At 48.0% G+C, this 9,005-nt stretch carries 7 protein-coding genes; all 7 read right to left on the bottom strand.

The genetic code is table 11. From position 1 onward, the window contains the following. Positions 1-224 precede the first annotated feature (224 nt). The gene (locus tag VZT47_RS04525) at positions 225-1,217 is read right to left on the bottom strand and encodes a DUF362 domain-containing protein (protein WP_330223785.1); all 993 of its coding nucleotides are present in this window, start codon (positions 1,215-1,217) and stop codon (positions 225-227) included. Between the two features lie 78 nt (positions 1,218-1,295). Further along, entirely contained in the window at positions 1,296-2,012 is a 717-nt protein-coding gene (locus VZT47_RS04520; RefSeq protein ID WP_330223784.1) for an HAD family hydrolase, read from the bottom strand. A 156-nt stretch (positions 2,013-2,168) separates the two neighbouring features. Beyond that, entirely contained in the window at positions 2,169-2,612 is a 444-nt protein-coding gene (locus tag VZT47_RS04515; protein WP_330223783.1) for a cupin domain-containing protein, read from the bottom strand. A 1,594-nt stretch (positions 2,613-4,206) separates the two neighbouring features. Continuing rightward, positions 4,207-4,419, bottom strand: a complete 213-nt coding sequence (locus tag VZT47_RS04510) for a hypothetical protein (RefSeq protein ID WP_330223782.1) — start codon at positions 4,417-4,419, stop codon at positions 4,207-4,209. Between the two features lie 19 nt (positions 4,420-4,438). Further along, the gene (locus VZT47_RS04505; protein ID WP_330223781.1) at positions 4,439-5,758 is read right to left on the bottom strand and encodes an ATP-binding protein; all 1,320 of its coding nucleotides are present in this window, start codon (positions 5,756-5,758) and stop codon (positions 4,439-4,441) included. A 306-nt stretch (positions 5,759-6,064) separates the two neighbouring features. Continuing rightward, entirely contained in the window at positions 6,065-7,591 is a 1,527-nt protein-coding gene (locus VZT47_RS04500; RefSeq protein WP_330223780.1) for a dihydrolipoyl dehydrogenase family protein, read from the bottom strand. A gap of 304 nt (positions 7,592-7,895) precedes the next feature. Beyond that, positions 7,896-8,951 (bottom strand): Fic family protein, encoded by a 1,056-nt coding sequence (locus VZT47_RS04495; RefSeq protein ID WP_330223779.1) that lies wholly within the window; start codon positions 8,949-8,951, stop codon positions 7,896-7,898. Positions 8,952-9,005: the final 54 nt, after the last annotated feature.

Below are 9,005 nucleotides of genomic sequence, written 5' to 3'. Positions count from 1 at the left end.
GGGGGGAGGAAAATAACCCGCATGGAAGTTCCGAGTTCCGAGTTCTTCATCAGCCTTCGGCAATTTCCCGTCGCTCCCCTCTCACCGCTTCGCGGAGCTCTCCCCAGGGAGAGCCTGACGCCGGGCAGGGGCTAGCTTTTGAGTCATTATTTCAAGCCCGAAGGGCCTGATGGATTGCGGTCCACGGAGCACGGGCCACGGTTCACCGGATTGTCTATACAGTTTTATTTTTTAAAAGGCACTACGCCTTTCACTGCTTCTCTGGCATCGATCCTGATTTCTCCGTTATCCAGGTCGATGAGGACATATCTGTCATTTCCCATGCCCAGTTCTTTCATATAGGTGAGCTGGCGGAGTCCATGGCGGCTGGTCATTCTTTCTACGAGGTCATGATGGTCTTTTTCTTTCATGGCAAAGATCATATCTACCGATGCATTGTCAATGGCACAGATATCGAGGGAAGCGAGGATGCCTACGTTTGGAGTGACGACGGGTTCTGCATGGATTCCTTCGCAGTCGCAGGATACGGACATATTTCTCATGACGTTGATATAGGCCATGTGTTTTCCAAAGTAGTCAATGGTGGCTTTTGTGGATTCTGTCATTCTTTCCATGAATTCTTCTTTGGCGATGGACCACTGGTCCTTTCCGGGCCAGGTGTGAATCATGGCTTTTCCGATCCGTCCGTCGGCACAGCCGATACCGAGGTTTTTATTGGAGCCTCCGAATCCTCCCTGAATGTGTCCTTTGAAGTGAGTGAGTGCGAGCATGGAGTCGTAGTTTGTTTCGTGGCTGCCTACGGACATTTCTTTGAACCATTTGCCGCCTTTGACGGGAAGCATGAGGGTTCCTTCTTCGTCCATAATGTCTACGGGGGCAAAGTCCCAGCCGTTCACTTTCAGGGTTTCTCTGTGTTTTTCGGTGGTATAGCGGTCTCCGTCATAGTAGGTATTCGTTTCGACGATGGTGGAATGTGGGATTTCTTTTTCCAGCAGTTCCTGTACCCAGGGGCGGGGGATGATGTTCGGTCCGTGCTGTTCGCCGGTGTGGAGTTTCACGGCGATTTTTCCGGTGAGGTTTGCGGAAATTTTCCTGTATGCTTTGATGAGTCCCGCAGCGGAGAGGTCGCGGGTGAAATAAACGATGGATTCATTGCCGGTGCGTTTTTCATAGGGAATGTAGGTATCTCCGCCGGTGCCTGGTTTTATTTCTGACATAATAGCCTCCTTGTCGAATGAGTGGAAATATTTCTGATCTTATTTTATAACCTCAAGTGGGCTTCAGGGCAAGGATTTTTACAGATTCTTCAGGACTTCTTCGAAGGAATCATACCAGCAGTCAGCCAGCGTTCGGATTTCCTTTCCGTCGGCTTCGGAATATCTGTCATACATGGCGGCCACAGGAATTCCTGCTGCTTTGGCTGCCTGGACTCCGACCAGGGAATCTTCGAAGATGAAGCAGTCCGATGGTCCTTTATGAAGGTCTTTCATGAGTTTCAGATGGACCTGGGGATCCGGTTTGATGGCGGTCACGTCTTCCCGGACATAGATGGCATCGAAGTAATCGTCCAGGGGAAGGGCTTTGAGGATATTCTGATTTTTATAGCGGTAAATATTCATATTTCCTGTATTGGTGGTGGTAGCAATGACAAGGGTTTTCCCCATTTCTTTCAGCTTTTTCACCAGATCTGCCGCGCCCGGTTTCAGCTGCACTTTTTCGCAGATCATTTTGTGGGCAATATGGTGACGCATTTCCATGATTTCATCGCCGGAAAGGGAGGAGCCGCAGATTTTTCCCAGGTCTTCGCAGTAACAGGTGTAGGGACTTTTTTGGGTGCGGTATTTCGCAAGGGCCAGGTCCCGCCGGTGATTCACGGTGAATTCATCTTCCGGGGTTCCGCCCAGTTCCTTAATCAGCTCTATATCGACCTGATTCCAGACACCGACGGAGTCGACCAGGGTGCCATCCATATCAAAAATAATGGTGTTTCGTTCTTTTAAGTAGTTGGGCATGGATATCTCCTTTGGCATTGAAGAAGTAGAGAATATATTATTATTTTCTCACAGGCATTCATATAACATCAAGATGAAAATATAAAAAGCGCGGTCAAATCTGACTCGCGCCTTCTTTACTAACGGCTGGCGGCTGACAGCTAACGGCTTAATTCCTTATTTCTCATCAAGAAAACGGGCGGCTTCCGGATTTTTCCTGATTTCTGCGATATCCACTTCGGTGGGATACACCGGGGTGTCCCGGAAATGGTTGACCAGGCAGAGGAAACCCAGAATGTCTCCCATATCTGCCTTGAACTGATGCCACTGCCAGGGTTCAATGGTGATGAGGTCTCCTTCGTGAATTTCGCAGACCTGATTTCCCAGAAGCATATGGCCTTTGCCTTTGAAAATCATGACTACATGACGGTGGGCATGGTGTTCGAAGGAGGAGAAGCCTCCTTTTTCTACCTGGAAATACCGGAACTGCACGGGAAGGTCATTGTCATTATCGAATAAAATCTGTTTCGTCACGTCCCGGAAGACACCGGGGTTTTCTTTATAAATGTGGGGCTCGATACCGTCCCAGCGGTTTTGCTCTGCATGAAAGCGATGAATCATGGAATGTGTTCCTCCTTTAGTACGCTTTCTATTCTACCATATGGGAGGAAGGGAGCATAGATTGAAGTTTTCAGGGCCCTTTCAGAATGAATTTCCGGGGGTCCATTTGTTGGGCGGGGCTGACTGCATCAGACTGGGTGTCGATTGCCCGCGCAGTATCAAAAAACAGGGGAACGGAAATACAGATCAGCAGGAACATCATGCTTTTTGATTTCTGCCGCTCCTGCCTGGTATGGTTTCGACTTGTTCCCTCCCACCCCCTGGGGGAGCCCTGTTCGAGGAGGGCCACGCGTTTTCCGATAGAGTCTTTGGGTGCAAGTCCTTTTTGGCAATCAGCCTCATTTGTGCCTTGAAACGGTAGAACAACCCCTCAGCCTCACTATGTTCGGCAGCGCCCCAAACCTGGGGAGCCTGAAACGTCAGCATGCTGATGATTTGAGACATATGACATACCGGGATTTAGTCATTGCTTCCAGCTATGCCGGGCAGCGAAAGTGAAATGAAAGGAATCTAAAAATGCGCCGATATACCATTTTTTCGCGGCGCACTCCCCCGAGTCCCGAATCCCGGGTCCCAACCGGTTCAAAGTTTCGAAGGCAGCTGAGGTAGCAGGGTTTCAACGAACCCGGTTTCTGATCACTGATCACTTTTAATGCCAGTCATTCGGCCTGTATGCATTCCAGCCTGCTTCCATCCTGAAATAGAGCAAAAAAATACCCCAAAAGACAGCGGGGTACACTCCTCCCGCTGCTTTTGGGGTATCATTTCACTATTTTTACTGTTTCACTTTTTTGGCGCCATGAAGTTTCAGAACGCTGTCTTTCTCCCCTTCCGCTTTCTCTGAGATTGGCCGTAGCGGAAGCCTGCGGGTGAATTTCTTTGTTCTGTACATATAGTAGCAAAAATCGCGATTTGTATCATTAGAAGTTCATTAAGCTTTCTTCTATGCGGCTGATGACTTGTATGGGTAGTGGCAAATGGCATTTTTGACGGGTGGGGTCTTGCGATTTCCATCAGCCCACCCGCCCACAGTTGATCGCATGGAAGTTCCGAGTTCCGAGTTCTTCATCAGCCTTCGGCAAATTCCCATCACTCCCCTCTCACCGCTGTCGCGGAGCTCTCCCCAGGGAGAGCCTGCGTTTTACCGTTTGTGTCTTTTGTCCCAGGTATGTTTCGTCAGTCAGCCTCATTTGTGATTATTTCCGAAAGGGAACAGGCTCCCCCTTGGGGGAGCTGGCTGCGCTAGCAGACTGAGGGGGGAGGAAAATAACCCGCATGGAAGTTCCGAGTTCCGAGTGCAGCATTGGCCTTCGGCAATTTCCCGTCGTTCCCCTCTCACCGCTTCGCGGTGTTCCCCAGGGAGAGCCTTTCGCCGGGCAGGGCTGGCTTTTGAGTCAATTGGCAAAAAATCATCTTTTCCGAGTTTTATCGTCAGAGATGACTGGCGTTTCGACAGGTTCCCCTTCACCCGCCTTGCGGGAGCTCCTCTCCCGGAGGGCCTCTTTTATTTCTATTTGCGCCCGCAGGGCGCCACCTTCCCGAGTTTCCCGATAGCCCCGGGATTCCCGGTTCAAAAGTTTTTTCTGTCTTTCATTCAGTCACAGGGGACTTCTGAAGGAGCAGGGCAGTCCCACGTCACATTTGCCGCAGACGTCGGCTCCGAATTTTCCCGGAATATGTCGAGTCTTTCGGCACAGGCTCTCCGGTTGAAGGGTTTGTCTGCGGAGAGGGTATGGTCATTTTTATAGGAAGCGATGAAATTTTTTATTTCCTCAAGAAGGATATTTCTTATTTCTTCTTTTTCCATGGCTGCCTCCTTGTTATTGTTATAGGGAACAGAAGTTTAGTGTGTCCTTCAAAGCAAAAAGGCCATAGAGGGGGATGCTGAAAATATTATTTTCCAGACCCACATTTCTGGTGGAAACCCGGATTCCAAGGGGAATATCATATCGTTTCATGAAGAGATGCAGGCTTTTGGCCCGAACGTGACTGGCGGCTTTTGATTCCAGTGGGACGATATTTCCTTTTTCTGTCTGAAATACGAAGTCCACTTCCGCTGTTCCCTGAGATGTCCAATAGTAAGGCAGGATTCCCTGGGCAACAAGGGCCTGCATGCAGTAATTCTCGGTCAATGCGCCACGGAAACCATCAAGGATCTCTGATGGGTAAAGGACTGTCTGAGGCGGCACGGAAAATTTCGCACAGAGGAGTCCGGTATCCATGAGGTAGGTTTTGAAAGTACCTGCATCGACATAAACGGATAAGGGAAGCCGCCCTTCCGTCACATTGAGACAGCTTAGAATAAGTCCTCCCGTCTGAAGCCAGGCAAGAGCCGCCGCATACTGACCGGCCCGGGCTCCACTCTTGATGTATTTGTACTGAAATTTTTTATTTTCCTTGGCCAGCTGGGCCGGAATGCTTCGCCAGGCATCCATGATTCGCGCCGTTTCCCGGGACGTCGTATATTTGGCCATGTCTGCAATATAGGCATTGTCCAGATTTTTCAGCGTGCTTTCTACGAAAGGAAATTCTTTCGACCGGACGTATTCTCCAACGGCCTGAGGCATACCGCCTACGACAAGATAAAGCCGATAAAGAGAAAGGGCTGTATCGTGAAGAGAGAATGGCTTTCTATTAATTAAGCTTTCACGGATCAGACTGGCCATATCTTCTTTTCCCAGGGCCCAGAGGAACTCTTCAAAGTCCATGGGATAGAGGGTCATCATGTCCACTTTTCCCACCGGAAATGAAAAGGCTTTACGATTCAATGCGACTCCCAAAAGGCTTCCTGCACCGATGATGGCATACTCTGATGCTTCTTCACAGAAATATTTGAGCGATGTCAGTGCCCTTTCGCAGGCTTGGATTTCATCAAAAATGATGAGCGTTTCCTGAGGCAGTATAGTTTCTCCCGCCTGCGCCTGCAGGGCAGGAAGAATTTCAGAAGGCGAAAGGTTTCCGTCAAAAATCTGCTGCAATTGAGAATTGCCTTCAAAGTTGAAATAAACTACATTGGTGAAGTAGTCCCGACCGAAAGAAAGGGCAGAGTAAGTCTTCCCCACCTGCCGGGCTCCATAAAGAAGAAGCGGCTTCCGGGAAGGAGAAGTTTTCCATCTTTTCAGGGATTCTATAATTTTTCGTTTCATAATTGTATGGCCACCACACTTTTTCCTTGCAAAAAATGTATCATGAAATCATTTTTTATAATTATATCATAAAAGGTGGAGTTTTTTAAACGCTGCTTTAAAAGCTCTCTGCTTTTGCATACTTTTTAAAGTACCTCTTTACAAATGTCAGAAGGTGATCAGATAAAGAAAATCTGCCTCCAGTCGGAAATTAGTTTTTATTTATAGTCATCCTATTCCTATAAAAATGCGGCGCCCATGATTTTGCGCCGCACTTACACTGAGAACTGTGAACTGATAACTTTACATTCCAGTATTCTCGTTATTTTATTTTTTCAAAAGTCTTTCCGGCTTATAGTAATACCTCGTCCACATGGTGAATTCGGAAAGGGATGGATGGGGTGTCATGGTTTCATCGAAGGACTGGAGTGTCCTGCTGTCCAGGATCCGTTTCAGGGGAAGGGCGCGGAGGGACTGCACGGTTTCGCTTCCTATTTCTTCATGGACCGGGACAATTTCCGAAATTCCGTCGGTCATGGATTTTACGAAGGGCTGGATCAGGATGGATGCTTCGGGACCGATGATGTAGGCGCCAAGGATTTTTTCTGTTTTCTTATCGAGGATCAGTTTGATGAATCCGTCATCTTCGTCTCCCGGTTCGAAACCCAGGGCATAGCCTTTGGCGGAGGCGGAGTAATGGTTGAATGCCACTTCCACTTCATACCCTTTTTTCCCGGCATCCGATTCGGTAAGGCCCACATGGGCTGCTTCGGGATAAGTATAGGTGACGGCGGGAATACAGTCATAGCGCATCCAGCGCCATTTCTGCGGGTCTTTTTCAACGAAAAGATTGTGGGCCACGATTTCTGCTTCGTTATTTGCCTTGTGGCGGAAGGGCGCCTGTCCATTGATATCCCCGATGGCCCAGATGCCTTCCTGGCTTGTTTCCAGAAATTCATTGGTGAGGATGTAACCCCTTCTGTCCGTTTTGACGGAGGTATTTTCCAGATGGAGCAGATCGGAAACGGGGACGATGCCCGGGGAAATAAGGATTTCTTCGGCTTTCACCGATTCTTCTTTCCCGGTGGCCCGGTCTTTGATGAGAAGGACTTTTTCATTTCCTTCTTTGTGGACGGAAATCGTATTTTTATTCAGTTTGACATCGATGCCATAGGATAAGAACCGTTTCAGGAGGAAGGCGGAAATGTCTTCGTCTTCTTTCGGGAGAAGCCTTACATTGTGCTGGATGATGGTGACTTTCGTCCCTGCCGCATCGAGGGCATGGGCAAATTCGCAGCCAATCGGTCCCCCGCCGACGATGATGAGACTTTTATAGGGTTTCTTCGGGAATTTATTTCCAAAGAAGGATTCGGAAGTGATGTAACCGGCCTCTTTCAGACCTTCGATTTTCGGGATATTCGTCCGCGCACCGACGGCGATAAAGATTTTCTCCCCTTTGATCATTTCGCTTCCGCCGTCATTCATGGAAATATGGATGACCTTCGGGGAAGCAAAGGAAGCGGTGCCTTCATAAATGGTGACATTCGGGAATTGGGCATAGTATTCTTTGATCCCCTTATTTTCACCGATTTTATGCCAGAGCCGTTTGGAAAGGACGTCCCAGTCGATGGAGGGTTCCCCCGCTTTCACTCCGATCCGTGCACTTTCCCAGATTTCCCGGACCCGGTTTGCAGCGGTGACCATGACTTTCGTAGGAATGCAGCCCCGGTTCAGACAGGTTCCCCCGAAAGCTCCTTTTTCGATGATGGCTACCGATTTTCCATTGGCAATGGCAGCATCCGCAATAATATTTCCTGCTCCCGTTCCGATGATGATCACGTCGAAATTGGTCATGTGATCTCTCCTTATATAATAATAGAAAGTATATAGTTGTTAGCCGTTAGTTGTTAGCCGTTAGTTGTTAGCCGTTAGTTGTTAGCTGTTAGCTGTTAGCCGTTAGCAATTAGCCTTCAGCTGTCAGAGAGTAATGGCGGATTGATTTCCTTTATTTTTATTGTACTAGAAAATAGGAAATAAGTAAATCGAAAAATATCAATGATAAATCCGTCTTTTCTTTAAAATCGATGCATACCAGGTGCAGCAAAACCAGCCGCATCAAAAAGCCCTTCTCCTGAAAGGATGAAGGTCTTTTTGATATTCAGTCATTACGGACGTAATGGGTTTTTCTTCCGCTCCCCAGCCTCTCAAGGTATCCTTCAGAAACAAGTTTTTTCAATGCAGCTTCTACAGAAGAGCTGCCCAGGCTGGGGCACTCGATCAGTATTTCCCGTTTCGTAAAAGTCCCGATTTTATTTTCTGCGCACTTTTTCACAATGTCATAGGATGTACTGCGCACCCCTGCCTGTTCCGTAATCTGAAGTCTTTTTTCAAAGTCTCTATAGCAGGAAAGAATAATGGCCAACATATACCGGATAAAGGGCTTCGGATCATTGCGCCCCTCATGCCAGCCCTGATCCGAACGGGCCAGAGCATCATAATAATCCTCTTTTGTATCTGCAATTGCCTTTTCTATACTGATGTACTGCCCCACCATGTATCCGCTCCGGTAAAGCAGAAGCAGAGTCAGGAGGCGGCTCATCCGTCCATTTCCGTCATTGAAGGGATGAATACAGAGAAAGTCAAGGATAAAACAGGGAATCAAGATCAGTAAATCAATCAGTTCTTCTCCTTCTGCCTGCCTGAAACTATCGCAAAGGCGCTCTACAGCCCCCGGTGTTTCATAAGGCTCCAGGGGGCGGAACAGAGTCACTTTTTTCCCATCACCCATAATCATATCAATTTCGTTGGGAACGGTCTTAAATCTGCCTCCATAGGTAAGCGTGGTTAATTTCAATAATTCCCCATGAAGCTGCAGGATATAGTTGGGCGTCAGTGGAATGTCCCTGTAATTTTGATGAATCAGGGAAAGAACATTCCGATAGCCCAGAATTTCTTTTTCAGCCCTGTTCCTGGGGGTAGTCCGGTCATCCATCAGCTGCTTCAGTCGCGGATGGGTGGTAATAATGCCTTCGATACGGTTGGAGCTTTCCGTACTTTGGATTTTTGCGATTTCAATGAGACGCTGGAGTTCTACCGGTTTCTGACGCAGGAAAAGCTCCTGCCTGCCTTTGTGTTCATGGATTTGGGCCACATAAGACAGAATTTCATTATCCCATGTACGATTTTTCAACAGTCGATAATCAAATTCCCTCATAATTTATCCCCTTTCTCCCAAACGGTCTTCTCTTTCTCACAATTTTATATGATT

Source organism: Dialister sp. (genome assembly GCF_036343215.1).
In the GTDB taxonomy this organism is placed as follows: Bacteria; Bacillota; Negativicutes; order Veillonellales; family Dialisteraceae; genus Dialister.
This window is presented reverse-complemented; position numbering and strand designations above follow the sequence as displayed.

Excerpts from the sequence above, each read along its gene's own strand:
- VZT47_RS04525 (WP_330223785.1), bottom strand. The coding sequence starts at position 1,217 with ATGTCAGAAATAAAACCAGGCACCGGCGGAGATACCTACATTCCCTAT.
- VZT47_RS04520 (WP_330223784.1), bottom strand. The coding sequence starts at position 2,012 with ATGCCCAACTACTTAAAAGAACGAAACACCATTATTTTTGATATGGAT.
- VZT47_RS04515 (WP_330223783.1), bottom strand. The coding sequence starts at position 2,612 with ATGATTCATCGCTTTCATGCAGAGCAAAACCGCTGGGACGGTATCGAG.
- VZT47_RS04510 (WP_330223782.1), bottom strand. The coding sequence starts at position 4,419 with ATGGAAAAAGAAGAAATAAGAAATATCCTTCTTGAGGAAATAAAAAAT.
- VZT47_RS04505 (WP_330223781.1), bottom strand. The coding sequence starts at position 5,758 with ATGAAACGAAAAATTATAGAATCCCTGAAAAGATGGAAAACTTCTCCT.
- VZT47_RS04500 (WP_330223780.1), bottom strand. The coding sequence starts at position 7,591 with ATGACCAATTTCGACGTGATCATCATCGGAACGGGAGCAGGAAATATT.
- VZT47_RS04495 (WP_330223779.1), bottom strand. The coding sequence starts at position 8,951 with ATGAGGGAATTTGATTATCGACTGTTGAAAAATCGTACATGGGATAAT.